Consider the following 24,533-nt stretch of genomic DNA (forward strand, 5'->3'; position numbering starts at 1 on the left):
ATGGAAAAGCATGGACGCGCTCGACGAAAGGCTGGTGACGCTTCTGAGACACGATGCGCGGCGCAGCGTCTCCGATCTCGCGGTCGATCTCGGCGTCTCGCGCGCGACGGTCAGGGCGCGCATGGAGCGGCTGGAGAAGTCCGGCGAGATCATCGGCTACACGGTGGTGCTGCGCGCCGACGCGGTCGACCAGAGGATACGCGGCGTCATGATGATCGAGATCGAGGGCCATGCCGCCGACCGCGTCATCAGGGCGCTCGGCGGCTTTCCCGAAGTCTCGACCATTCACACCACGAACGGCCGCTGGGACCTGGTGGTCGAGCTGGGCACCGCCTCGCTCACCGATTTCGACGCCGTGCTGCGGCGGATACGGCTGATCCCTGGGATAACAGGGAGCGAGACAAGCCTTTTGCTGGCGACGCCGCGGACGACCAGGGCGCGGCTGGGGTAGGTCCTTACGGGGAGGCCCCAATTTGCAGGGTCGGATGAAACTTAGGCCGCGGCCGCCACCTTACGAAGTTGGCCAAGGCACGAAGTGAGCTTCTGCCCGTCACGTTTCAAGGTCGCCAGTCTGGCTTCGGCCTCGGACTGTTCCAATGCCAGTATGGTGCGGTCAGGCTGACGCGAGCGGATCGACAACGATCGAATGAGTAAAATCCATTGGCCGTTCTGCTCAACCGTCACCTTGACCATCCCGTGACATAGCAAGGTACGAAACGTCTCATGCTTTTCGCGATACTGTGAAAGTTCAGTAAGGGCGTGCCGGCCCACCTCCTCAAATGGGCCGCCGGGGCTGATAGCTGCTGCCAAGTCTTCGAACCTTTGTCCGATGAGGTGACGCAGGCGCACTGCGATCTCGCCCTGTGCCGTGGCACTTAACGCAAGCAGTGTCTCGGTCACGGCCGTTTCGACCATCGAGAAATGGTGCATACAGGCACCGCGCCAGCAATTGACCTGGGAGAAAATCGCACCCCAGTCAATTGGTTGCAGCGGTGGTGTTGTTTGATCGGAGGCAACGGTCATCATTCTTGATAGCATTAGATAAAAAGTGTTGACAGCTTTGCCCTGGCGCCGTGGATGACCAAAATCGGCGCGTGACCAGCTCTGCCTCGGCGCTGTGCCGTCGGACATCCGCTCGACGCCGCAATTTCACGCTGCGTTGTTGCAGGGAAACGGTAACCGCGCGTGACCCGGACTTCTCGAGCCACTTCCGTGCTTTGCGATTTCAACCGCCCCAAAATGCGAAAAAGCCGCGGAAAACCGCGGCTTTTCGTTTGCTTGCTTTCCTTGAGGAAACTGGAGCGGGTGAGGCGATTCGAACGCCCGACCCCAACCTTGGCAAGGTTGTGCTCTACCTCTGAGCTACACCCGCTCGCGCGGCCTCGGGCCGCAAGCCGCGCCTATATGGCCGAAGAGCGCGGCGATTGCAACAGGGAAATGACGGTCTTTTTGGAGCTGGCTCTTCATGCACCGAAGGTTCGTTCCGATCGGGCGGATTCCGCTGGTCCACTCCGACGATCTTGCTGACGATCTTGCCCCGAGGGCAGCGTTGGCCGTAAACGGCATGACCTGCCGGACAATGCGAGGAACCGATGCCGAAGACCGAAGCCGAGCTTTACGCCTTTCTTGCCGATCTCGGCATCTCCGTCTCCACGGTGCGGCATCCGCCCTTGTTCACGGTCGCCGATTCGCAGGCGCTGCGCGGCGAGATCCCGGGCGGCCATACCAAGAACCTGTTCCTCAAGGACAAGAAGGACAACTTCTTTCTGGTCACCGTCGGCGAGGAGGCCGAGGTCGACCTCAAGCAGATCCATCATTTGATCGGCGCCGCCGGCCGCGTTTCCTTCGGCAAGCCGGAAATGCTGATGGAGCTGCTCGGCGTCATTCCGGGCGCCGTCACCGTGTTCGGCCTGATCAACGACACGGGTGGCCGGGTGAAGGTGTTTCTCGACCAGGAATTGATGAGCCACGAGGTCATCAACGGCCATCCGCTGACCAATGAGGCGACGACGACCATTGCCGCCGCCGATCTCGTCAGATTCGTCGAGGCAACCGGCCACGATCCTGTTATCTTGAAAGTCTCATTATCTTGAAAGTCGGGGCTTGATCGCCACATGGATGGCGAAACCGAACTCCGACAATGACGCGCCGCACCTTCATGCCGGCGGCGGCGCGACCGAAAGGGCGACGACATGAGTGACAACAACCCGTTCAGCGGCTCATTTGGCGGCAATGCCGGCCAGTACGCCCAATCCGTCCAGTATGGCGGGGCCGGCGACCGCGCCAAGGTGTCGCTCGGCGAACCGCCGGCCGCCGCCGAGCTGATCAAGGACACCACGACCGCGACATTCGCGGCCGACGTCATCCAGGAATCGCGCCGCCAGCCGGTGCTGGTCGACTTCTGGGCGCCCTGGTGCGGCCCCTGCAAGCAGCTGACGCCGCAGCTTGAAAAGGCGGTCAAGGCCGCCGGCGGCAAGGTCAAGCTGGTCAAGATGAACATCGACGACCATCCCTCGATCGCCGGCCAGCTCGGCATCCAGTCCATTCCCGCGGTCATCGCCTTCAAGGACGGCCAGCCGGTCGACGGCTTCATGGGCGCGATTCCCGAAAGCCAGATCGCGCAGTTCATCCAGAAGGTCGGCGGCAAGGGCGGCGGCGGCGTGCCGCAGATCACGGATGCGCTTGCCGCGGCCTCCGAGGCGCGCGAGGCGGGCGATGTCCAGACCGCGGCCGACATCTACGACGCGATCCTCGAGCAGGCGCCCGAAACCGTCGAGGCGATCGCGGGCCTGGGCGAGATACTGTTCGAGGCCGGCGATGCCGAGGGCGCCGAGGCGGTGCTGGCGAAGGCGCCCGAGGAGAAGAAGGACGCACCCGCGCTTGGTGCCCTGCGCGCCAAGATGACGCTCGCGGCGGAAGCGGCCGCGCTCGGCAATCCGGCCGAGTTCGAGCGTCGGCTCGCCGCCAATCCGAACGATCATCAGGCGCGGTTCGACCTGGCGATGGTGCAGAATGCGCGCGGCGAGAAGACGCAGGCCGCCGACAACCTGCTGGCGATCGTCAAGGCCGACCGGACGTGGAACGACGACGGCGCGCGGGCGCAGCTCCTGAAGTTCTTCGAGGCATGGGGGATGACCGACGAAGCGACGCTTGCGGCGCGGCGCAAGCTGTCGTCGCTGTTGTTCTCCTGAGCGCTTTGCCGGCTTTGTCGCCGACCCCCTTTTGCCGGGGGCTTGCGCAAGGCGGCAACTGCGCCAGATAGGGGCAGTGGCTTGTCCCGCCGATGAAGAAAGTTGGACAAGTCGCGGCTGCGCCGGGGGAGCTCACAGGTTTGACACGCTGGCCGGCGACGGGTTCGGAGGTCGAAGTGCAGGCGGAGGGTTGAAGTGCAGGTCGGAAACGCCCGCTATCGGCTCGCGAGGGATCTGCCGCAGGCAATCCCGGTGTTTCCGCTGACCGGCGCCTTGCTTCTGCCGGGCGGGCGCATGCCGCTCAACATCTTCGAGCCGCGTTACCTGCAGATGGTCGACGAAGCGATGGCCGGACCGCGGCTGATCGGCATGATCCAGCCCGGCCTCGACGGCGCGCTGCGCGAGGACGGCGAGCCGGAGCTCTGCAGCGTCGGCTGCGCCGGGCGCATAATCTCGCTGGCCGAGACCGGCGACGGGCGCTACCTGATCTCGCTGCAGGGCGTGTGCCGGTTCCGCGTCACGCAGGAGCTGGCGGTCAAGACGCCGTTCCGGCAGTGCCGGATCGCGCCGTTCCTGGCCGATCTCGAGGAGGACCCGGCCGCCGCCGAGGTCGACCGCCCGGCGCTGCTCAAGGCGTTCCGCGCCTATCTGCAAGCCAATGACCTCGAGGCCGACTGGGAAAGCGTCAGCCGCGCCGAGAATGCCATGTTGGTCAACGCGCTGTCGATGATGGCGCCCTATGGGCCGGCCGAGAAGCAGGCGCTGCTCGAAGCGGCCGACCTGAAGACGCGCGCCGAGACGCTGATCGCCATCACCGAGATAACGCTGGCCCGCGAGGACGAGGATTTTGGGTCGAGTCTCCAGTAAGAGTGTCGATATTCAAGTGAGGCCGGCCTGTGGCGTTTTGGACAAAGGAAAGTGCGATGGCAGCAGACGGACGTGACGCGCGGAAAGCCACGGTCGACCCAAAGCTGTTGGAACTTCTCGCCTGCCCGCTGACCAAAGGGCCGCTGACGTGGGACGCGGAGCGCAGCGAGCTGGTCTCGCGCGTGGCCAAGCTCGCCTATCCGGTGCGCGACGGCATCCCGATCATGCTGCCCTCGGAAGCGCGCACGATCTCGGCCGAAGATGCGCTGCCGCCACCGCCACCGCGGCTGAGCGGGCCGTCGTAATCGGTGTCCTCATAGGTGCAGCGACGTAGGTTGGCGATCCTTCGCGCCCCCCTCTGGCCTGCCGGCCATCTCCCCCACAAGGGGGGAGATTGGCAGCTTCGGCGCCCCGCCTCATTCTGCAATGTTGGAGATTGGCGAAAGCCGGCGTGACGGCTGATCTCCCCCCGTTGTGGGGGAGATGTCCGGCAGGACAGAGGGGGGCGCTGTCCCGCCGACATCAAAGTTCTGCATCGCGGCGACACCGCAGTTGGGCTCCTGCTTCCTCGTATCGCCCTACTGAAAATTCCGCCCTCTCGGCATGACCTGTTGCGCAGTGCTCGACAGCGTCGCAACGTCCTGACGGACCGGCAGACCGCGGTTCGCCGGGGCAGACCGGTTCGCATCCGGTTGATGCTCGATGGCAGGCGGCGCGGCCTCACGCAGGAGCACGCTCAGCCAGGATGTCAGATCCTCGATCCTGTCGGCGACGATGTGGATGACGTCCGATTCGTGCTGCAGCTTGCCGGTGACGCGGATGAAGCGCGCGCCCATGACGACCGGGCGGAAGCGGTCGAAGACGCGCGGCCAGATGATGACGTTGGCGATCGCCTTTTCGTCCTCCAGCGTGATGAAGATCGCATTGCCTTTGCCGGGGCGCTGGCGCACCAGCACCAGGCCGGCGACGGAGACGCGTCTGCCGTCGCGCACCGACGGCAGGCCGGCATTGGGCGTGATGCCGGCGCGGGTGAGCCGCTCGCGCAGGAAGGCGACGGGGTGCTCCTTCAGCGACAGGCCAAGCGAGCGGTAGTCGTGGACGACATGCTCGCCGAGCGGCATTTTCGGCAGTTTCGTTTCAGGCTCCAGCTCCCGCAGGTGGAGCGTAGGCTGGTCGAACAGCGGCAGCTTCTCGGCGGCACTCCTGCCGTCGAGGGCGCGCACTTCCCAGAGCGCGGCGCGGCGGTCGAGGCCGAGCGAGCGGAAGGCGTCGGCCTCGGCCAGCCTTTCGATCTCGCCGACATCGAGGCCGGACCGCAGCCAGACATCCCTGACCGATCGATAGCCGGCACCGCGCTGGGCGACGGCGGCATCCATGCGCTCCTCCGACAATCCCTTGACCTGGCGGAAACCAAGCCGCACGGCATGAGCCGTTTCGATGACGCCGCGCATCGAGGCATGGCGTTCGAGGATGCGGGACGGATCGAAGGCCGACCTCTCCAGCGTGCAATCCCAGGCGGAGTGGTTGATGTCGACCTCGCGCACCTCGACGCCATGGTCGCGCGCGTCGCGGACGAGCTGGGCCGGCTGGTAGAAGCCCATCGGCTGCGCGTTCAGGATCGCGGCGCAGAAGACGTCGGGATAGAAGGTCTTGAACCAGCAAGAGGCATAGACCAGCAGCGCGAAGGAGGCGGCATGGCTTTCGGGAAAGCCGTATTCGCCGAAGCCTTCGATCTGCTTGAAGCAGCGCTCGGCGAAGTCCTTCTCATAGCCATTGTTGACCATGCCGTCGATCATGCGCTGGCGGTAGTTGCCGATCGTGCCGGTGCGCTTGAAGGTGGCCATCGCGCGGCGAAGCTCGTCCGCCTCGCCCGGCCTGAAGCCGCCGGCGACGATGGCGATCTTCATGGCCTGTTCCTGGAACAGCGGCACGCCAAGCGTCTTGCCGAGGATCTTCTCCAAGTCAGGGCTGGGGTAATTGACGTCTTCCTTGCCTTGCCGACGACGCAGATAGGGATGCACCATGTCGCCCTGGATCGGACCGGGGCGGACGATCGCAACCTCGATGACGAGATCGTAGAAGCTGCGCGGCCTAAGGCGCGGCAGCATCGACATCTGGGCGCGAGACTCGATCTGGAAGACGCCGAGCGTGTCGGCCCGGCAGATCATGTCATAGACGCGCGTATCGGCTTCACGGATCGTCGCCAGGCTCAGCGGCCGGCCATAATCGTCTCTCGCCCGATAATGGGCTTCGAGCAGACCGAAGGCGCGCTTCAGGCAGGTCAGCATGCCGAGCGCCAGCACGTCCACCTTGAGGATCTTCACCGCGTCGAGGTCGTCCTTGTCCCACTCGACCATCTTGCGCTCCTCCATCGCCGTCTTGACGATGGGCACGACTTCGTCGAGCCGGTCGCGGGTGATGACGAAGCCGCCGACATGCTGGGAGAGGTGGCGGGGAAAGCCCATGATCTCGTTGGCGCGCTCCAGCACTTGCCGCGACAGCGGGTCGGTGCGGTCGAGGCCGCCGGCATTGGCCTCCCTTTCGCCGAGCTCGGAGGCCGACCAGCCCCAGATGGTGCTAGACAGGGCGCTCCTGACGTCCTCGGAAAGGCCCATGGCCTTGGCCACTTCGCGCAGCGCCGAGCGGCCGCGATAGCTGATGACGGCGGCGGCTAAAGCGGTGCGCTTGGCGCTGTATTTCTCGTAAATATAGGCGATGACCTCGTCGCGCCTTTCATGCTCGAAGTCGACGTCGATGTCGGGGGGCTCGTTGCGCTCCTCGGAGATGAAGCGCTCGAACAGCGTGTCGATCCGCTCGGGTCCGACTTCGGTGATGCCGATGCAGAAGCAGATGATCGAATTGGCGGCAGAGCCCCGGCCCTGGCAAAGAATGTCCTGGCTGCGGGCGAATTTGACGATGTCGTAGACGGTCAGGAAATAGCGCGCGTAGTTCAGCCGCTCGATCAAGGCGAGCTCGCTGTCGATGCGCCGCAGCACATCGGCGGGGACGCCGGCCGGATAGCGCCTCGCCGCCCCTTCCCGCGCCAGGCGCTCGAGCTCGGCCTGCGGCCCGAGACCGGATTCGGTCGGTTCGTCCGGATAATTGTATTCGAGGTCGCTGAGCGCGAAGGTGAGCTCGTCGGCGAAGCGCAGCGTCTCCGCCAGCGCCTGCGGATGGCGGCGGAAAAGGCGCGCCATTTCCAGCGGCGGCTTCAGATGGCGCTCGGCATTCGCCGTCAGCTCCAGCCCGACCTCGCAAACCGGCGTGTTGAGGCGGATCGCGGTGAGCACATCCTGCAGCGGCCGGCGCTCGGCGGCATGATAGAGCACATCGTTGGTCGCCATCAGCGGAACCCGCGCATGTTCGGCCATCGCCGCCGCCTGCTCGATACGGAAGCGGTCGTTGCCGCCGTAATCCGGCGCCACGGCCAGCCGGAGCGCGGCGCCGAAGCGATCCTTAAGCCGGCTAATGAGACTTAGATTGCCTTCCGCGCCTGCCGACAGATCGGGCAGGATGGCCAGCGAAAGGCGATCCCCCCATTCAAGAAGGTCGCTGAACTCCAGCAGCGTCGCGCCCTTCTCGTTCTCGTCGCGCAAATTGGCCTGCGTCAGCATGCGGCAAAGATGCCCCCAGCCCTTGCGGTCTTGCGGGTAAGCAAGAATGTCCGGCGTGCCGTCGCGGAAGACCAGGCGGCAGCCGGGATGATAGGCAAGCTTTTCCACCTTGGCCTGCTGCCAGGCCCGCACGACGCCGGCGACGGTGTTGCGGTCGGCCAGCCCGATCGAGGCAAAGCCGTAGAATTTCGCCGTGACCACCAGCTCCTCCGGCTTGGAGGCGCCGCGCAGGAAGGAGAAGTTCGACTGGATGCCGAGCTCGGCATAGGGGATGGCGGTCAGCGCGTTCATGCGAACACCCCGTGCATGAACCAGCGCGGCGCGGCTTGCGAGGCGCTGCTGTAGAGGCCCTGGCGGTAGAGCCAGTAGCGGCGGCCCTCGCTGTCTTCGATGCGGTAATAATCGCGGGTCGGCGCTTCCTCCTCGCCGGGCAGCTGCCGCCACCATTCGGCGGCGATGCGTTCCGGCCCTTCGGCGCGGGCGACGCGGTAAAGCGCGCGCCGCCAGCGGAAATTCATCGGCGGACCTTCGGGGATCTCGGTCGCCGGCACCTCGATCGGCTCGGGCGAACGGAACAGCCGCACCGGCCGCTCCGGCGGATAGATGGTCATCGGCGGCGCCGTCCGGTCGGAGCGTTTCGCCGGGATGCGCCGTTGCGGCGCTTCCGCGAAGGGAACGATCGCGACGGCCCGCTCCGGCAGATGGCTTTCGACGACGACCGGCTTCAGCACGGCGGCCTCGCCGAGGCGGGCGCGGACGCGGTCGGCGAACAAGGCGATGTCTGCGTCGTCATCGGCGGCTTCGCCGGTGAGGTCGCCCTGCAGCATGTCGAAGGCGGCGACCGAAAGCACCGACAACCGCACGAGGTCGAAGCCGAAGCCGGCGTCGATGTTTTGTTCCAGCGCGGTCAGCCGCTCGTGGAACAGTTTTTTGATCAACTGCGGCTCGCGCATCGGGCGCGAGGTGCCGACCGCGATGCGGCTGACGGCGCCGTCGACGCGGAAGAGAAGCAGGGCGAGCGCCCTGGCGCCCTCGCCGCGGCGTTCGAGGTCGGCCTTCAAGGCCACGGCAAGCCGGCTCACCAGCCGTTCGATGTCGTCGGTGAGCACGACCGGTTCGGCAAGATGGCGCTCGACCGAGAGCGGCGCAACGGGAAGGCGCGGCGACACGGCCTCGTCGAGGCGGCCGAGCGCCTGGTCGAGGCGCAGAAGCAAGGTGGCGCCGAAGCGGCGGGCGAGCGGCGCGCGGGGGGCGGCCATCACCGCGCCCGCCGTGCGCAGGCCGACGCTTTCCAGACTGGCGCGGGTTTCCGGCGCGATGCGCAGCGCCGAAAGCGGCAAGGGCGAAAGAAGCGCCTCCTCCTCGCCGCCGCCCACGATGCGGTCGCCGTGGAAGCGCGCCGCAGCCCAGGCCGCCCCCGGTGTGGAGGCGAGGCCGGCGCGGACATCGAATCCCTGCTGGAAGAAGCGGGTGAGGATCTCGTCCTGCATGGCGCGCTCGCCGCCGAACAGATGCGTGCAGCCGGTGACGTCGAGGAACAGCCCGTCCTCGCCGTCGATCGCCACCAGCGGCGTATAGCGGTCGCACCAGTCGGCAAGGCCCTCGAGCAGGCGGCGGTCGGCCTCCGCGTCGGCTTCCACCACATCGATTGAAGGGTGCATGGCGCGCGCATCGGCAATGCCCATGCCGCGCTTCAATTTGAGAGCCTCAGCCCGCTCGTCGAGGGCTGCGATGCGCTGGGCGTTGCTGTCGCGATGGCTGATGACCAGTGGCAGGTGCTGCGAGGGCCGGGAACGCCAGGACCGCCCCAGACGCTGGCGCAGGATCCGCTCCGCGCAGAGGTACGGGAACCACAGCGACAGAATTCTCTGTTCTTTCTGCAAAAGCGTGCTCATCGGGGTTCCACTCCAGTGTGAATTGTCCGGGCAGGGCCGTGCGGCTCTTGCCGATATCGACGGTGAAGGCGGGGCTGCCGATCGAGCCGTCGAGCGGGCCGGCGATCGTCCGGCGCGCTGCCGCCGGCGCGGCCGAGACGATGAGGCGCACCGGCGCGGCGGTGGGCTCGGCCTCGCCGGCCTGGCGCAGCAAAAGCACCGGGCGGCCGGCGCTTTGGGCGCGGGCGTGCAGCCGCCGCGTGGCGGTCAGGTCGAGAAGCCGCGGGCTGCCGCGGATCTCGAGGATGACGGCGGCGAAGGCCGTCATGCGGGCGGCCTCCTCGGCGATCCATAGCGCGTCGAGCAGCTTCGGCGCTTCGGAAAACAGCAATTGCTCCGGCTCGATGCCGAACAGGGCATGGAGCCCGCTCGCATAGGGAAAGCCGGCCTCGTGGAAGATTTCCGCCGTGCCGATCCAGAGGACCGGCAGACCCTGCTTTTCCTTGAGGATCAGGCTGGTGAGCGACAGCGCGAAGCCGGCGACGGCGCCGGCATCGCGGGTCTCCAGCCCGTGGATTTCGCTGAGCGCCGCTTTGGGCAGGCCGCCGCCGAGCGCGGCGTCGAGCCCTTCGATGCCGGTGTGCAGGAAGGCATCCGGCGAGGCCACGGCAAGGCCGCGCCGGAGGACGGTGATGTCCGATCCGGCGGCATCGACGGACGTGTTCCGCGCCGGCGCTTCCAGGCGCTCGGGCAGCGTTCCCTCGATCTTCGCGATCTGGCGGCGCAGGGCAAAAACAGTTTCCCGCGCCACGGCGGTCATCGCCATGACGTTCACTTCCGGCAGCAATTGTTCCTGTTATGTTCCTATAGATTCCAGAGGGCCCTGGAAGAGTCAAGCCGAGTCACAAGGAATTTATTCCTTCGCCCTTAACCCGGGAAGCGGACGACCAGTCGGCTCATTTGCCTCGACCGGCGCGAAAGCCTATATGCCGGGATCAAAGGAAATCCCATGGCCCGCATCTACAAGACCCGCACCTGGCACGACCAGCTCTCGCCCTCGATGGAGGAAATGGAGCTTCTGGCGCTGGAGGCCTATGCCCATCTGCCGGAGGAGTTCCGCACGCTCACCGGCGAGATCATCATCCAGATCGCCGACTTCCCGACCGACGAGATCATGGACGACCTGTCGCTGGAGACGCCCTTCGACCTGCTCGGCCTGTTCGAGGGGCGCGGCATCGCCGAGCGCTGGAACCCGCAGACCGGCGAGGGACCGAACCGCATCACGCTCTATCGCCGCGCCATCCTCGACTACTGGGCCGAGAACGAGGAGACGCTGGGCGACATCGTCACCCATGTGCTGATCCATGAGATCGGCCACCATTTCGGCCTCTCGGACGACGACATGGAGCGGATCGAGGAGGCGGCGGAGCAGGCTGCGGCGGGATGAGCTTCACACTGCTCGGTGGCGGACGCCTCGTTCCTTCGCGCGCCCTCTGCCCTGCCGGGCATCTCCCACTTGGGCGGAGATCGGCTGTATCTACCAATCGCTGAGCTTGGTGTCGGCCGTGTATTCCTGACCCTCGACATCCTTCACCACGGCCTGGCCGCAGCGCATCGACTTGGTCTTCTTGTCAAAGGCATAGGTCGGCGAGCCGAACAGGTGCCAGCCCTTGTTCAGGGCGGCCGTCACCTTGTGACAGAAGGTTGCGTCGTCCGGACCGGATAGAAAGCGGTAGAGTTTCATTTATTCGACCCTGTCTTGAATGTCGGCGCATCATGCGCCGATGATTGCGGCCTTCGCCAGCAGTTTCTCGGCTTCCGCCAGATGCAGCCGCTCGACCATGCGGCCGTCCAGCGCGATGACACCCTTGCCGGCATTTTCGGGCTTCGCGAATGCGTCCCTGATTGCGCGCGCCCTGGCCAGCGCCTCCGGCGCCGGCGAAAAGGCGCGGTTCGCCGGCTCGATCTGGTTGGGGTGGATCAGCGACTTGCCGTCAAAACCCATGGCGGCCGCCTCGGCGCATTCGCGGGCAAAACCGTCGAGGTCGCGAAAATCATTGGCGACGCCGTCGATCACGTCGAGGCCGCCGGCGCGTGCGGCAAGCACGAGCTGCATCAGCCAGGGCATGAGGTAATGGCGGTCGGTCGAGATCCCCGTTGCCTTCACCAGATCGTTCGTTCCGGTAACGAAACAAGCAAGGCGCGAAGCCGGGTCGCGGCCAAGCTCGGCGATGGCGCCGATGTTGAGCAGCGCCTTCGGCGTTTCGATCATCGCCCACAGCTTCACCGCGTCCGGCATAAAATTGTCGTCGAGCAGGTCGCCGGCCTCGAGGATGTCGCGCGGCGTCGCGACCTTGGGCAAAAGGATGCCGTCCGGCCCGGCCTTGGCTACGGCCAGAAGATCGTCGATGCCCCATTCACTGCCAAGCGGATTGACGCGCACCACCATCTCGCAGCGCCGCTGCGGACGCGCGGCCAGGACATCCACCACCCTGCCTCGCGCGACAATCTTGTCGGCGGGCGCCACGCCATCCTCGAGGTCGATGATGACGGCGTCGCAGGCAAGCGAGGCGATCTTGGCAAGCGCCCGCTCGTTGGAGGCGGGCATGTAGAGCACGGAGCGACGCGGCCGGTAGGTGTCAACGGTCATGGCCGATCTATGCCGGCTGAGGCGAGGCGAGGCAAGCCACAACGGTGCTGCACGAAAACTGCAAATCATTGCGGGAAACCTCCTCCAATCCGCCCCGAGCTTTTCGCGTCCGCCAGTGAAACAGGCCGGCATGCGAACACATCACAAACCCCGCTGGTCCCTGCCCTACCGGTTGCGCTACGACGGCTGGTGGCTCGTCGAGCCGCACAGGATGCGTCCCACGGCGATCCTGCTGCCTTTCGTGCCGAGGTCGCGGCGTGCCGTTCTCAAGGCCAGGAAAGCCCGGCCATGACGACGATGCCGATTGCCCCAAGCTACTGCCGCCGCATCGGTGCCGGCATCCTGCTGGTGGTGCTGGCCGACTTCCTCTTCTACGGCCAGCCTGCCGGCATCTCGGTATTCATATTCGGCATGGTGCTTGCCGGCGCGGTCGTCGCCATGCATCCCGCCGCCTTGAGCAACGGCAAGGTTTGGCCTGGGCCGGCAGCGCTGTTCGCCGGACTGCTGCCGCTCATCGAAAATGTCAGCCCGCTGTCGGTGCTGATCGCGATCGCGGCGCTGGCGGTGTTCGCGCTTTCGCTGGCGCGTCGGCTCCGCGCGGGCATCGCCCGCGTCGCCGGCCAGCTCGGCCTCTTCTTGATTGCGGCGCCCTTCCGCTTCGTCCGCGACTTCTTCCGCTGGCGCAAGGTGAAGCGAGAGCTCGGACAGCGGCAATTCCAGCTTACGGCAATCGCCGTCTGGGCCATGCCGCTGACCCTCGGCGCCGTCTTCCTCGCCCTGTTCGGCGCCGCCAATCCGATCATCGAACACTGGCTGTCGCTGATCGACCTCTACGCCCTGCTCGAGCGCATCGAGGTCGGGCGGCTTGTCTTCTGGCTGATCGTGCTGGCCGGCGTCTGGGCGTTTCTGAGACCGCGCCTGCCGCGCATCCCGTCGCGTATCAAACGGGTCGCACCCGCCGCGCTTGCGGCCAGGCCGGCGAGAACCTCGACCGAGGACATCATCTTCGGCAAGGCGGCCATCCTGCGCGCGCTGATCGTCTTCAACGCGCTGTTCGCCGTGCAGACCGCGCTCGACGCCACCTACCTCTGGGGCGGCGCGGCACTCCCTGACGGGCTGACCTACGCCGCCTACGCGCATCGCGGCGCCTATCCGCTGGTCGTGACCGCGCTGCTCGCCGCCGGCTTCGTGCTGGCGGCGCTCAGGCCCGGCAGCGAAACCTCCAGGGATCCGCTGATCCGTCCCCTCGTCTATCTCTGGGTGGCGCAGAACATCCTGCTGGTGATCTCCTCGATGCTGCGGCTCGACCTCTATGTCGGCGTCTACGCGCTGACCTATCTGCGCGTTGCCGCCTTTGTCTGGATGGGGCTGGTGGCGGCGGGCCTGGCGTTCATCATCGCCCGCATTGCGCTCACAAAATCCGGCGAATGGCTGCTTTCCGCCAATCTTCTGACGTTATCGGCGACGCTTTATGCCTGCTGTTTCGTCAACTTTGCCGCGCTGATCGCCAACTACAATGTCGACCATTCCCGTGAAATGACCGGACAGGGCGTTCCCCTCGACGGCTGGTATGTGCGCGATCTCGGTCCCGGCGCCTTCCCGGCGCTCGACCGCTTCCTCGCCTATCTGGGCGGCACGACCGCTTCCGACCATCCGCTCCGGCACGACCTTCCGGACCTGCGTCGCCAGGACGAAATTCACTGGCGCGCTGAGCAGAAAAGCTGGCGAGCCTGGAGCTTTCGTGACTGGCGGCTCGCCCGCTATCTCGACAAGAGTGGGCCGCTCGTGGTTCCTCAGCCTGCCGAACCCTCCATGCCGGGCCGCTGATCGATGCCGCACAACATCCTCGTCGCCGACGACGACCCGCATATCCGCGAGATCATCTGCTTCGCCCTGGAAAAGGCCGGCATGAAGACGGCTGCCGTGGCCGACGGCGCCGCCGCGCTGCAGGCGGTCGAGCGCCGCGCACCCGACCTCATCGTGCTCGACATCGGAATGCCCGAAATGGACGGGCTGGAGGTCTGCCGGCGGCTCCGCCAGCGCTCCGACGTGCCGGTGCTGTTCCTGTCGGCGCGGGATGAAGAAATCGACCGCATCCTCGGGCTGGAGATGGGCGGCGACGACTATGTGACGAAACCGTTCAGCCCGCGCGAGCTGGTCGCCCGCGTCAATGTCATCCTGCGGCGCGCGCGGCCCGTGCCGGCGGAGGAGGCGGACGACCGGCAGTTTGCGCATGGCAGGCTGATGCTCGTTCCGGCAAGCCATGCGGCGAGTTTCGAAGGCAAGCCGCTCACCTTGACGGCGATCGAGTTCGCAATCCTAAAAGGCTTCCTTGCCCGCCCGCACCATGTGCTCGGCCGCGACGCGGTGATGGCCAATGCCTACCAATCGAACATCCATGTCTCCGAGCGCACGGTCGACAGCCACATCCGCAACATCCGCGCCAAGCTCGCGGCCGCCGGCTGCGTGGATGCGATCGAAACCGTGCACGGCGTCGGTTTCCGGCTCGGCCGATGCGGTGGTTGAGCAAGGAAAGATGGCGGCCCAGGCTCGCCACCGTCGTGTTGGCCATCCTGATCGTGGTGATGGCGCTGCCGCTGGTCGGCCTGTTCTTCTTCCGGCTCTATGAGAACCAGCTGATCCGCCAGACCGAGGGCGAGCTCATCGCGCAGGGCGCGGTCGTCGCCGCCGTCTATGCCGATGCGGTGCGCGCGGCCGGTATTGCTCCGGAACGGTTGGGGGCGCCAATCTCGGCCGATCCCGCAAGGGACAACAATTATCCCTATCAGCCGATCGAGCCGCAGCTCGATCTTGCCTCCGACGACGTCATGCCATCGCGACCGGTGGCCCTTCCCGCCACCGCCGATCCGGCTTTTGCCGCCATCGGCGCGCGGCTCGACGGCATCCTCGACGAGACGCAGAAGACGACGCTCGCCGGCTTCCGCCTGCTTGATCCGCATGGAGTGGTCATTGCCGGCGGCGGCGAGGTCGGCCAGTCGCTCGGTGAGGTCGAGGAGATTCGGAAAGCGCTTACCGGCGTCTATGCCAGCGAACTCAGGCTGCGCATCCCCGACCAGCCGGCGCCGCCGCTCTATTCGGTGAGCCGCGGCACCAAGGTGCGCGTCTTCGTCGCCATGCCGGCCGAAGTCGCGGGCCGCGTCGCGGGCGTGGTCTACCTCTCGCGAACGCCGAACAACATCGTCAAGCATCTCTATGGCGAGCGCGGCAAGGTCACGCTGGCGGCGATCGCCATCGTCGGCGGCACGCTGCTGATCGCGCTGGTGTTCATCCGCACCGTCAGCCGGCCGATCTATGCGCTGATCGAGCGGACCAAACGCATCGCCGCCGGCGACCGCGAGGCGATCAGGCCGCTCGACCATCACGGCACGCGCGAGATGGCGGAACTGTCGGCCGCCTTCCTCGACATGGCCACCAAACTGCAGGCGCGCTCCGACAGCATCCAGACCTTCGCCACCCATGTCTCGCACGAGCTGAAATCGCCGCTGACGGCGATCCAGGGGGCGGCGGAGCTGCTCAGGGATTCCGGCGGGACGATGGACGAGGCCGAGCGGCGACGCTTTTCCAACAACATCGTCACCGATGCGGGACGGCTCAACCTCCTGGTGCGCCGGCTACTCGAGCTGGCGCGCGCCGAAAACCTGGCGCCGAGCGGCGAAAGCACGACGGTCAATGCCGCGCTCGCCTTGCTGCCGGTCGACACCCGGCTGGAGGTGCGCACCGAGGGCGGCGGCGATACCTGCCTCGGCATCTCGGGCGAGAATCTGGCGATCGTCCTCGCCAACCTCATCGACAATTCAGCCAGGCACGGCGCCAGGCAGGTGACGATCGGCGCCAGAAGCACGGGCGAAAGAGCGGCCGTCCATGTCGGCGACGACGGTGACGGCATTTCGCTCAGCAACCGCGCAAGAGTGTTCGAGCCGTTCTTCACCACACGGCGCGAGGCCGGCGGCACCGGCATGGGCCTCGGCATCGTGCTGGCCCTCCTGAAAGCGCATGATGGCACGATAACGCTGGTTGACTCCGGACGCGGCACGCGCTTCGAGGTCAATCTGCCGGTCGCCTGAGAACCGGTGGAGCGGAGAACGAAGTGCGCTACGACATCGTCATCATCGGCGGGGCCATCGTCGGGTCCTCGGTCGCCTACTATCTGCGCGAAGAGGGCTTTGCCGGCTCCATCGCGCTGATCGAGCGCGATCCGCAATTCGCCCATGCGGCGACGACGCTGTCCTGCGCCTCGATCCGCCAGCAGTTCTCGATTCCGGAGAACATCCGCCTGTCGCAGTTCACACTGAAACTGTTCCGGCGGCTGAAGGAGACTTTCGGCGCCGATGCCGACATCGGCTTTCGCGAAGGCGGCTATCTGATCCTCGCCGGCGAGGCCGGGCTGCCGATTCTGAAGGCCAATCACGAGGCGCAGATCGCCGAAGGCGCCGACATCGTGCTCGAGGACCCCGAGCAGCTGACGCGCCGCTTCCCCTGGCTGTCGGCCGAAGGCATTTCCGCCGGCGCCTACGGCCGGACCGGCGAGGGCTGGTTCGACGCGCATGCGATGCTGATGTTGTTCCGCAAGGCGCTGCGCGAGAAGAATATCGATTTCATCACCGCCTCGGTCACCGGCATCGCGCGCCAGGGCAACCGCGTCGCGAGCGTGAACCTCGACAATGGCGACACGCTTGAAGCCGGCATCATCGTCAACGCCGCCGGCCCCAACGCCGGCAAGGTCGCGGCTTTCGCCGGGCTTGCGCTGCCGGTCGAGCCGCGCAAGCGCAACGTCTTCGTCTTCGAGGCGCGCGAGAGATACGCCGACATGCCGCTGCTGGTCGATCCCTCCGGCATCTACGTGCGGCCGGAAGGCTCGGTCTACATCACCGGCGGCGCCGAACCGGAGGAAGGCGATCACGCCCCCGAACCCAAGGATTTCGAGGTCGAGTGGCCGCTGTTCGAGGAGGTCATCTGGCCGGTGCTCGCCACCCGCATCCCGGCCTTCGAGGCGATCAAGCCGACGCGCGCCTGGGTCGGGCACTATGACTACAACACGCTCGACCAGAACGCGGTGATCGGGCCGCACCCGGAGGTCGAGAACTTCCTCTTCGCCAACGGCTTCTCCGGTCACGGCCTGCAGCAGGCGCCGGCGGTCGGCAAGGCGCTCTCGGAACTCATCGTGCATGGCGGCTATCGCACGGTGGATTGCAGGGCGTTCGGGTACCAGCGGGTTGCGGAGGGAAGGGCGTTCCGGGAGCTGAATGTGATTTGAGGGAGCGCCCCCTTCTCCCACAAGGGGAGGAGGCGCAGGTGCCCGCTACGCCACCTGTCTTCGTTCGCCGAAATACCCCTGCAACCACCCAAGCACCCGCGCCCAACCCTCGGCGTGCTCGGCCGCGGCATCGGCGATGCCGGCGAAACCGCCGTGGCAGATGGTGAGCCGCGTGCCGCGAGCGGTCGGCTCCAGCAGATAGGCGACGGTCGTCTCGTGGCGGCCGAGCGCCGGATGGTCCCAGTCGTAGCGCCTCGTCTGCACGATCCGGCGCGGCGTCTCGATCTCCAGAAACACGCCGCTGGCGGGCAGGCGCCTGCCGTCGGCCGTCCGCACGGTGACGCTCCAGTTTCGGCCGACGCGAAGATCGGCGGTCCAGCCGGTCATCCGGTAGGTCTCGGCCGAGCCCCACCAGCGCTCGACCTCATCCGTGACGAGCGCGGTGAAGATCTGCTCGGGAGTGGCAAGGATTTCAGCCGCGGCCATCGCGGTTTCGCCATTCGCCATTGCCCGCGGCCAAACATGCGGCAGCATCCTAACCTCCTCGATACCGTTTCGATACCGAAACGAAGCTTCAACCTTTTGACGGTGGGCGCTCGTAACCCTTGCCGGTCTCAAGCAGGCTCTTCAGGCTCGACAGCACCAGCGGCCAGCCCTTGGCGACGTTTGCGATCAGCTTGTGCGGGCCGTCGGCCTCGTGGGTGACGGCAAGCTTCATCAGCTCGCCGTCCTGCTCTATTGCGAAGGTGCAGCGCGTGTAGCCGTCCTCCTTCACCTCGGGCATCCATTCGTTGCGCCATTTGATGACCAGGCGCCTGGGCGGGTCGATTTCGAGGATTTCGCCCGAGTCGGCAACGCGGCCGTCGGGAAACATCAGTTTCCAGCTCGAGCCGACCTTCCAGTCGCTCTCCTGATAGGAGCAGAGGAAGAACTGCCGGTTGAACTCCGGGTCGGTCAGCGCTTGCCAAAGCTTTTCCGGCGTGGTGCGGATGTAGGTGACATAGACGAAGCTGTTGTTGCTCACGGCTCTTCCCTTTCAAGTCGTTTCTTCAGGTCGCTCAATGCATCCAGCCGATGGCGCTCGAATTTGCCGATCCAGCGCTCGGCGATCTCGTTGATCGGAACGGGGTTGAGGTAATGCTCCTTCTCCCGGCCGCGGCGCACGGTGGTGACGAGGTTTGCTTCTTCCAGGATCGCCAGGTGCTTGGTCACCGCCTGGCGCGTCATGTCCATCCGTTCGCACAGCGCATTCAGCGTCTGCCCGTTCCTGGCATAGAGGCTGTCCAGCAATAGCCGGCGGGTCGGGTCGGCCAAAGCGCGAAAGACGGCATCCATGCTCATGACTCTAATATGCAACCAAATGGTTGCATGTCAAGCGGTATGGCAGAACCAGGCAATCACTTGCCGGTGAATGGCGTCAGCGCTTGCGGGAGAACCAGAAGGCGTCGGTCATGCGCTGCATGCCGATGCGCTCGTAGAAGCCGACGGCGTCGGGCATCGAGATCAGGCTGATGGCGACCGAGGGGCCGAGTTGGCGGCGGGCTTCGTCCATCAGGCCCCTGCCGACGCCCAGCCCTTGCGCCGAAGCCGATACGGCGAGCTCGGAGATATAGCAGACCCAGGAGAAGTCGGTGATGGCGCGGGCCACGCCGATCAGCGGCTTGCTCTCGATATCGAGGCGCGCCGTCAGCACGAGGTTGGCGTTGGCGAGCATCGTCTTCAGACGGGCCTCGTCATCGACCGGCCGCGTTTCGCCGAGCCCGGACTCCACCAGCACGCGGCGGAATTCGGCAACATCGAGCGTGGGCTCGCTTGCGTAGAGGATCTTCGAAGTAGGCGCCATGCCGCCAAGGTGCCCGATTAGCTGGCATTTTGAAAGCAGGCGATCCCGATCTTGTGTCCGATGGCCCAAGGCAACTGCCAATAGTTGCCTTTCATTTGCCGCCGGCTTTGTGTAAACGGTGCGCCAGCAAATTCTTCCGCAACGAAAGAAGACGGGCCATGGACAAATTCACCAAGCTCACCGGCGTCGCCGCGCCCATGCCGATCGTCAATGTCGACACCGACATGATCATCCCGAAGGATTATCTGAAGACGATCAAGCGCACCGGGCTTGGCACCGGCCTGTTCGCTGAGATGCGCTACAAGGACGACGGCTCCGAGAACCCGGATTTCGTCCTCAACAAGCCGGCCTATCGCAAGGCGCAGATCCTGGTCGCCGGCGACAATTTCGGCTGCGGCTCGAGCCGCGAGCATGCGCCTTGGGCGCTGCTCGATTTCGGCATCCGCTGCGTGATCTCGACCTCGTTCGCCGACATTTTCTACAACAACTGCTTCAAGAACGGCATCCTGCCGATCACGGTCAGCCCGGAAGACCTCGACAAGCTGATGGACGACGCCTCGCGCGGCTCCAACGCGACGCTGTCGATCGACCTCGAGGCCAAGGAGATCCGCGGACCGGACGGCGGCGTCGTCACGTTCGACCTCGACGACTTCAAGCGCCACTGCCTCTTGAACGGCCTCGACGACATCGGGCTGACCATGGAGAAGGCCGGCGCCATCGCGTCCTTCGAGAAGAAGAACGCCGAGCTGCGTCCCTGGGCCTGAACGGCTCGGCTTCAAATCGATAGACCCCGGCCATTGCCGGCCGGGTTCGTGGCGGCTGAATGGAGGGACAGTCATGACACGCTCGCTTCTGGCCGGTGCCTGCGCTTCGATGGCAATCCTTCTCGGCATGTGCGGAGCCAATGCGCAGACCAGCGCGCCGGCCGACCAGCCCGCCACCGGTCAAGGGACGACCGATCAGGGCGCGCCGCCCGACGCCGCTTCCGCCGACGAGGACAGCCAAGCGCCGATCCCGTTCGAGGGTGGCCAGCTCACCATCACGCAGCCGGAGCAGGATGGCGAGAAGGTGCTGGCCTATGACGGCAAAGAGCTCGCCAGCAACTACGACGTTTTCTTCGACAAGGTGGTCAAGATCGGCGACGTCAACGTGGCGCTGGTCGATGTCGGCGACGGCGGCAACCAGTGCGGCCCGGCCAAGGTGATCGTCTGGAAGCCGAAGGACGGCGAGATCCAGGCCACCACGGTCGAGCAGGACGAATGCGGCGCGCCGCCGGCTGCGGTTTCCGACGCCGCCATCTATTTCGTGCCCTATCTGCTGCCGGGCGAGACGCGGCCGGCGCTGCAGTGGTCGCCGACCACCGGACTTACGACGTCCGGCAATCTGACCTACACGCCCGAACCCGGCACCGACTGGAAGGACATCGATCCGTCGAAATACGACAACATCATCGACGCCTTCCACAACGAGGCGGTCTACAAGGCGGCCGAGGCACTGCTCGGCAAGGACATGCCCGACATGGCGACCAGCCTGCTGGTCGGCGGCGGCACGGAGAAAACGGCCTCCGGCGCCTTCTATGCCAGCGGCTGCGTGCCGCACGACTGCGGCGGCAATGACGGCTTCATGGCGGTCGATCCGTTGAAGCACAAGCTCTACTTCGCCCGCCGCGGCGACAATCCCGAGACGGACGCCTGGCCGCCGGTCAAGGACTGGCCGGCGGACATCAAGAAAGCGCTGGACGAGGCGCAAGGCTCGGGGAACTAGGGGTTTCGGCGCGGCGCAAGGCCCCTCGCGGCTTCGTCATCCACGGGCGGAGCGACGCGTAGCGGAGCGCAGACCCGAGGATCCATGCCGTGACGGTTGCCGCATTGGGGCAGAGTTCCGACCGCTGGGTGGCGCTTCGGCGTAACGGCATGGATTCCAGGGTCTGCGCGCGTCGCTTCGCTCCTTGCTCCGCCCTGGAATGACGAAGAGAGGGAGGTTCCGGCCAATCTCCAAGGTTCGCGCAGGCCTTCTTGACAACAGTCCTCTCGGCTTGGCCCATGACCGGTCCGCCTGCCGCTGCTAAACGGAGGCCAACAAATGCGGAGGTCCCCCAGTGCGCAAACTCATCTCCACCGGCTCCCCCTTCGAAAAGACCGCCGGCTATTCGCGCGCGGTGGTGCAGGGCGACTGGTGTTTCGTCTCCGGAACAACCGGCTACGACTATGCCACCATGACGATCCCGGAGACGGTCGAGGCGCAGACGCGCAATTGCCTCGCAACAATAGCCAAGGCCTTGGCCGACGGCGGCTTCGACATGGCCGATGTGGTACGGGCCCACTACTACATCACCGACCAGGCCCATGTTGACGTGGTCTTCCCGATCCTCGGCGAGGTGTTCGGCGACATCCGGCCGGCGGCGACGATGATCGTGTGCCAGCTGAACAAGCCGGAAATGAAGATCGAGATCGAAGTAACGGCGCTGAAGCGCACGGCCTGATGCAGGTCGCCCCGAAAAGCGTTTTGGGGCAACGGCTTGCGCGAAGCGAGGATCAGCCCATGGTGAAGGTCAAGCGCATCGTCGCCAACATCGCCACGCAGGACACCGCCGCGGCGAGACATTTCTATCAGGACGTGCTCGGACTTGAGGTGTTGATGGATCAAGGCTGGATCCTCACTTGCGGCTCGGCCGAGACGATGACCGTGCAGATGAGCTTCATGGCCGAAGGCGGTTCGGGCACGCCGGTGCCGGATCTCTCGATCGAGGTCGATGACGTCGATATGGCGCTTGCCGCCATGCGCAAGGCGGGCTTCGCCATCGAATACGGCCCCGCCGAAGAGCCCTGGGGCGTGCGGCGCTTCTATGTGCGCGATCCGTTCGGCCGGCTGGTCAATATTCTCTCGCACCGTTGATGGTTCAAAGGCTTGCGCGGCAAGCGCTCGGCGTTTAGCAAGGCCGCGGTTCAAAAACTTTCCCGGGACGGTTCTCAATGGCTTCGAAAAATCTCTTCCTGCTCGCCGGCGACGGCATCGGCCCCGAGGCCATGGCCGAGGTGAAGAAGCTGATCGCCGCCATGAACGAAAAGCTCGGCAGCGGCTTTGCCACCGACGAGGGTCTGGTCGGGGGCTGCGCCTACGACGCGCATGGGGCGGCGATCTCGGACAACGACATGGCAAAGGCGATGGCGGCGGACGCCGTGCTGTTCGGCGCCGTCGGCGGGCCGAAATGGGACAAGGTGCCTTACGAGGTGCGCCCTGAGGCCGGCCTGCTGCGCCTGCGCAAGGATATGGAGCTGTTCGCCAACCTGCGCCCGGCGATCTGCTATCCGGCGCTGGCCGCCTCCTCCTCGCTCAAGCAGGAGGTGGTCGAAGGCCTCGACATATTGATCGTGCGCGAGCTCACCGGCGGCGTCTATTTCGGCGAGCCGAAGCAGATCATCGATCTCGGCAACGGCCAGAAGCGCGGCATCGACACCCAGGTCTACGACACGTTCGAGATCGAGCGCATCTCGGGCGTCGCATTCGAGCTCGCGCGGACCCGTCGCAACCATGTGACATCCATGGAAAAGCGCAACGTCATGAAGTCGGGCGTGCTGTGGAACGAGGTGGTCGCCCAGACCCACAAGGCCAAGTACAGCGACGTCAAGCTCGACCATATGCTGGCCGATGCCGGCGGCATGCAGCTGGTGCGCTGGCCGAAGCAGTTCGATGTCATCGTCACCGACAACCTGTTCGGCGACATGTTGTCCGACATCGCCGCCATGCTGACCGGCTCGATCGGCATGCTGCCTTCGGCCTCGCTCGGCGCGCCGGACGTCAAGACCAAGAAGCGCAAGGCGCTCTACGAGCCGGTGCACGGCTCGGCGCCCGACATCGCCGGCAAGGGCATCGCCAACCCGATCGCGATGATCGCCTCCTTCGCCATGTGCCTGCGCTATTCCTTCGGCATGGTGGCCGAGGCCGACAAGCTCGAAGCGGCGATCGCCGCGGTGCTCGACGACGGGCTGCGCACCAAGGACATCATGTCGGAAGGCATGACCGAGGTGGGCACGGTTGCGATGGGCGACGCCATCATCGCCAAGTTCCTGGGCTGACAGCTTCGGCGCGGACGGCTCCCGCGCCTAGATCCTGACGCCGGCCGGCACCGGTCCCCACTTGTTGTCGCCGGCCTGGGTCGGGATCAACCCGAAGACGAGCGCTGCGAGCCCGCCGACATAGGGCAGGAAACAGAGGATGGCGAGCCAGCCGGTCAGGCCGAGATCGTGCAGGCGGCGCACGATGAGCGCGACCCACGGCAGGAACGTCAGCAGGAAGAAGAGGACGATCAGGCCAAACATGACGACCGGCACGTCGCCGCCGCCCTCGACATCGCCACGCGACAGATCCACGGACAGCCCGACGCCGATGGCGACAACCAGCCCGATCATCCAGAACAGGCAAAAGCCCCAGAACTCCTTGCGCCGGGCGCGGCCGGAGAAGTTGACGTAGTTCGTCGTTAGGCCGCGCCAGAAATAGCTCCACAGACCAGTGGATTCGGCCCCTCCGTTCTCGGCGTTCCGGCCGAAATGCGCCGTCGACACAGGCGCGCTGCCCGGCAGGGGGCCAGCGGCCGCGGCCGCGGCAGCGCTTTCCGCCGGGCCGGCCGTGCGGGCGCGGACCGAAAAGATGCCGCTTGCGCGGTCGCCATTTGGCTGGAATTCGACCGCGTCGCCTCTCGCCAGCGCCATCTCGCGGCGCAGATCCTCGCGCGCGAAAGTGTAGCGCTTGCCGTCGTCGCCGGTGATGAAGCCGAAGCCCTGCTCCTGGTCATAGTGAAGAACTTCGCCACGCATTGCCCTGTCCGCCGTTGCCGCGCCTACCCAGACTGTTCAAAGTCGCGGCGGACCGCAAGAGGCATGCGATAAGGCGCGACCTGGCGGCACCACGCTCTCGTCATCCTATGGCGGAGCAAGGAGCGGGGCGACGCAGCGCAGACCATAGGATCCATGCCGTTACCCACAAGCGTTGCGGCGGTGCAGAAAAGCTCGCGTTCTGCACCGCCTTTGCCCTTAGCACGAGGTTACGGCATGGCAACTGTGTTCATGCGAAGGCGGTTTTGTCGCGGATGATTGCATTGAGTGTGACGAGAAGCTTTCTGGCGACGGCCACGATTGCGAGTTTCTTCGAACCGGATCGAGCCGCGAGCGCGGTGTAGAAGGCTTTGAAGCGATCGTTGGCGCGAATGGCGCCCAGAGCAG

At 65.8% G+C, this 24,533-nt stretch carries 26 protein-coding genes and 1 tRNA gene; 15 read left to right on the plus strand and 12 right to left on the minus strand.

Features of this window, described 5'->3' with window-relative positions; genetic code table 11:
* Positions 1–10: 10 nt before the first annotated feature.
* Positions 11–451 (plus strand): Lrp/AsnC family transcriptional regulator, encoded by a 441-nt coding sequence (locus EN853_RS29025; protein ID WP_126091113.1) that lies wholly within the window; start codon positions 11–13, stop codon positions 449–451.
* Positions 452–492: 41 nt separating this feature from the next.
* Here EN853_RS29025 and EN853_RS29030 read toward each other — a convergent pair whose 3' ends face one another.
* On the minus strand, positions 493–1,131 hold the full coding sequence (locus EN853_RS29030) for a hypothetical protein (RefSeq protein ID WP_127862479.1): 639 nt from the start codon (positions 1,129–1,131) through the stop codon (positions 493–495).
* A 166-nt stretch (positions 1,132–1,297) separates the two neighbouring features.
* A tRNA-Gly gene (locus EN853_RS29035) sits at positions 1,298–1,372 on the minus strand.
* A gap of 220 nt (positions 1,373–1,592) precedes the next feature.
* Between EN853_RS29035 and EN853_RS29040 the strand changes: the two genes are divergently transcribed.
* From EN853_RS29040 to EN853_RS29055, 4 genes are all read left to right on the plus strand, one after another.
* Positions 1,593–2,093 carry a prolyl-tRNA synthetase associated domain-containing protein gene (locus EN853_RS29040; protein ID WP_127862478.1) on the plus strand — a complete coding sequence of 167 codons (501 nt, stop codon included), beginning with the start codon at positions 1,593–1,595 and terminating at the stop codon, positions 2,091–2,093.
* 99 nt (positions 2,094–2,192) lie between these two features.
* Complete coding sequence (gene trxA / locus EN853_RS29045) at positions 2,193–3,191, plus strand: thioredoxin (protein WP_127862477.1); 999 nt, start codon at positions 2,193–2,195, stop codon at positions 3,189–3,191.
* A 195-nt stretch (positions 3,192–3,386) separates the two neighbouring features.
* Complete coding sequence (locus EN853_RS29050) at positions 3,387–4,058, plus strand: LON peptidase substrate-binding domain-containing protein (RefSeq protein WP_127862476.1); 672 nt, start codon at positions 3,387–3,389, stop codon at positions 4,056–4,058.
* Positions 4,059–4,114: 56 nt separating this feature from the next.
* On the plus strand, positions 4,115–4,363 hold the full coding sequence (locus EN853_RS29055; protein ID WP_127862475.1) for a Trm112 family protein: 249 nt from the start codon (positions 4,115–4,117) through the stop codon (positions 4,361–4,363).
* A 273-nt stretch (positions 4,364–4,636) separates the two neighbouring features.
* Here the strand turns inward: EN853_RS29055 and EN853_RS29065 are convergent, their stop codons facing one another.
* The 3 genes from EN853_RS29065 to EN853_RS34825 are packed head-to-tail and all read right to left on the minus strand — an operon-like array spanning position 4,637 to position 10,372.
* Positions 4,637–7,963: an error-prone DNA polymerase gene (locus EN853_RS29065; RefSeq protein WP_127862474.1), complete on the minus strand. Its 3,327-nt coding sequence runs from the start codon at positions 7,961–7,963 to the stop codon at positions 4,637–4,639.
* Positions 7,960–9,447, minus strand: a complete 1,488-nt coding sequence (locus tag EN853_RS29070; protein WP_245517224.1) for a DNA polymerase Y family protein — start codon at positions 9,445–9,447, stop codon at positions 7,960–7,962. The genes EN853_RS29065 and EN853_RS29070 overlap by 4 nt, the downstream gene beginning before the upstream one ends.
* Positions 9,380–10,372: a hypothetical protein gene (locus EN853_RS34825; RefSeq protein ID WP_245517221.1), complete on the minus strand. Its 993-nt coding sequence runs from the start codon at positions 10,370–10,372 to the stop codon at positions 9,380–9,382. Before EN853_RS34825 ends, EN853_RS29070 begins: the two co-directional genes overlap by 68 nt.
* A 183-nt stretch (positions 10,373–10,555) precedes the next feature.
* Here EN853_RS34825 and EN853_RS29075 point away from each other — a divergent pair, with 183 nt between their 5' ends.
* Positions 10,556–10,993, plus strand: coding sequence for a metallopeptidase family protein (locus EN853_RS29075; protein WP_127862472.1), 438 nt, complete (start codon positions 10,556–10,558; stop codon positions 10,991–10,993).
* A 90-nt stretch (positions 10,994–11,083) separates the two neighbouring features.
* On the opposite strand, the gene EN853_RS29080 is transcribed toward EN853_RS29075, so the two are convergent.
* Together EN853_RS29080 and EN853_RS29085 are read right to left on the minus strand one after the other, a co-directional pair.
* Positions 11,084–11,290, minus strand: a complete 207-nt coding sequence (locus tag EN853_RS29080) for a DUF1737 domain-containing protein (protein ID WP_127862471.1) — start codon at positions 11,288–11,290, stop codon at positions 11,084–11,086.
* A 30-nt stretch (positions 11,291–11,320) separates the two neighbouring features.
* Positions 11,321–12,196: a CoA ester lyase gene (locus EN853_RS29085; RefSeq protein ID WP_245517222.1), complete on the minus strand. Its 876-nt coding sequence runs from the start codon at positions 12,194–12,196 to the stop codon at positions 11,321–11,323.
* A gap of 288 nt (positions 12,197–12,484) precedes the next feature.
* Here EN853_RS29085 and EN853_RS29090 point away from each other — a divergent pair, with 288 nt between their 5' ends.
* Genes EN853_RS29090 through EN853_RS29105 form a run of 4 tightly spaced genes read left to right on the plus strand, consistent with a single transcriptional unit; the run spans position 12,485 to position 17,471 of the window.
* Positions 12,485–14,023 (plus strand): DUF4173 domain-containing protein, encoded by a 1,539-nt coding sequence (locus EN853_RS29090; RefSeq protein ID WP_127862469.1) that lies wholly within the window; start codon positions 12,485–12,487, stop codon positions 14,021–14,023.
* Positions 14,024–14,026: 3 nt separating this feature from the next.
* Positions 14,027–14,722, plus strand: coding sequence for a response regulator transcription factor (locus EN853_RS29095; protein WP_127862468.1), 696 nt, complete (start codon positions 14,027–14,029; stop codon positions 14,720–14,722).
* Positions 14,710–16,281: an ATP-binding protein gene (locus EN853_RS29100; RefSeq protein WP_127862467.1), complete on the plus strand. Its 1,572-nt coding sequence runs from the start codon at positions 14,710–14,712 to the stop codon at positions 16,279–16,281. Before EN853_RS29095 ends, EN853_RS29100 begins: the two co-directional genes overlap by 13 nt.
* Positions 16,282–16,304: 23 nt before the next feature.
* The gene (locus tag EN853_RS29105; RefSeq protein WP_127862466.1) at positions 16,305–17,471 is read left to right on the plus strand and encodes an FAD-binding oxidoreductase; all 1,167 of its coding nucleotides are present in this window, start codon (positions 16,305–16,307) and stop codon (positions 17,469–17,471) included.
* A 45-nt stretch (positions 17,472–17,516) separates the two neighbouring features.
* On the opposite strand, the gene EN853_RS29110 is transcribed toward EN853_RS29105, so the two are convergent.
* The 4 genes from EN853_RS29110 to EN853_RS29125 all read right to left on the minus strand — a co-directional run bounded on the left by EN853_RS29110 (position 17,517) and on the right by EN853_RS29125 (position 19,314).
* Complete coding sequence (locus EN853_RS29110; protein WP_127862465.1) at positions 17,517–18,005, minus strand: SRPBCC domain-containing protein; 489 nt, start codon at positions 18,003–18,005, stop codon at positions 17,517–17,519.
* 40 nt (positions 18,006–18,045) lie between these two features.
* Entirely contained in the window at positions 18,046–18,495 is a 450-nt protein-coding gene (locus EN853_RS29115) for an SRPBCC family protein (RefSeq protein WP_127862464.1), read from the minus strand.
* On the minus strand, positions 18,492–18,806 hold the full coding sequence (locus EN853_RS29120) for a metalloregulator ArsR/SmtB family transcription factor (RefSeq protein WP_167524644.1): 315 nt from the start codon (positions 18,804–18,806) through the stop codon (positions 18,492–18,494). The genes EN853_RS29115 and EN853_RS29120 overlap by 4 nt, the downstream gene beginning before the upstream one ends.
* An 82-nt stretch (positions 18,807–18,888) precedes the next feature.
* A complete protein-coding gene (locus tag EN853_RS29125) occupies positions 18,889–19,314 on the minus strand; it encodes a GNAT family N-acetyltransferase (RefSeq protein WP_127862462.1) in 426 nt (141 codons plus the stop codon).
* 158 nt (positions 19,315–19,472) lie between these two features.
* Here EN853_RS29125 and leuD point away from each other — a divergent pair, with 158 nt between their 5' ends.
* The 5 genes from leuD (at position 19,473) to leuB (ending at position 23,390) form a co-directional block, all read left to right on the plus strand.
* Positions 19,473–20,078, plus strand: coding sequence for a 3-isopropylmalate dehydratase small subunit (gene leuD / locus EN853_RS29130; protein ID WP_124998368.1), 606 nt, complete (start codon positions 19,473–19,475; stop codon positions 20,076–20,078).
* Positions 20,079–20,151: 73 nt separating this feature from the next.
* Positions 20,152–21,078 (plus strand): hypothetical protein, encoded by a 927-nt coding sequence (locus EN853_RS29135; protein ID WP_127862461.1) that lies wholly within the window; start codon positions 20,152–20,154, stop codon positions 21,076–21,078.
* Positions 21,079–21,412: 334 nt separating this feature from the next.
* Positions 21,413–21,796: a RidA family protein gene (locus tag EN853_RS29140; RefSeq protein WP_127862460.1), complete on the plus strand. Its 384-nt coding sequence runs from the start codon at positions 21,413–21,415 to the stop codon at positions 21,794–21,796.
* 62 nt (positions 21,797–21,858) lie between these two features.
* Positions 21,859–22,209: a VOC family protein gene (locus tag EN853_RS29145; RefSeq protein ID WP_127862500.1), complete on the plus strand. Its 351-nt coding sequence runs from the start codon at positions 21,859–21,861 to the stop codon at positions 22,207–22,209.
* Positions 22,210–22,286: 77 nt separating this feature from the next.
* Positions 22,287–23,390, plus strand: coding sequence for a 3-isopropylmalate dehydrogenase (gene leuB / locus EN853_RS29150; protein WP_127862459.1), 1,104 nt, complete (start codon positions 22,287–22,289; stop codon positions 23,388–23,390).
* Positions 23,391–23,417: 27 nt separating this feature from the next.
* On the opposite strand, the gene EN853_RS29155 is transcribed toward leuB, so the two are convergent.
* Entirely contained in the window at positions 23,418–24,128 is a 711-nt protein-coding gene (locus tag EN853_RS29155; protein ID WP_127862458.1) for a DUF805 domain-containing protein, read from the minus strand.
* Positions 24,129–24,533: the final 405 nt, after the last annotated feature.

Origin of the sequence: Mesorhizobium sp. M1C.F.Ca.ET.210.01.1.1 (assembly GCF_004791585.1) — a bacterium.
Taxonomy (GTDB): domain Bacteria; phylum Pseudomonadota; class Alphaproteobacteria; order Rhizobiales; family Rhizobiaceae; genus Mesorhizobium.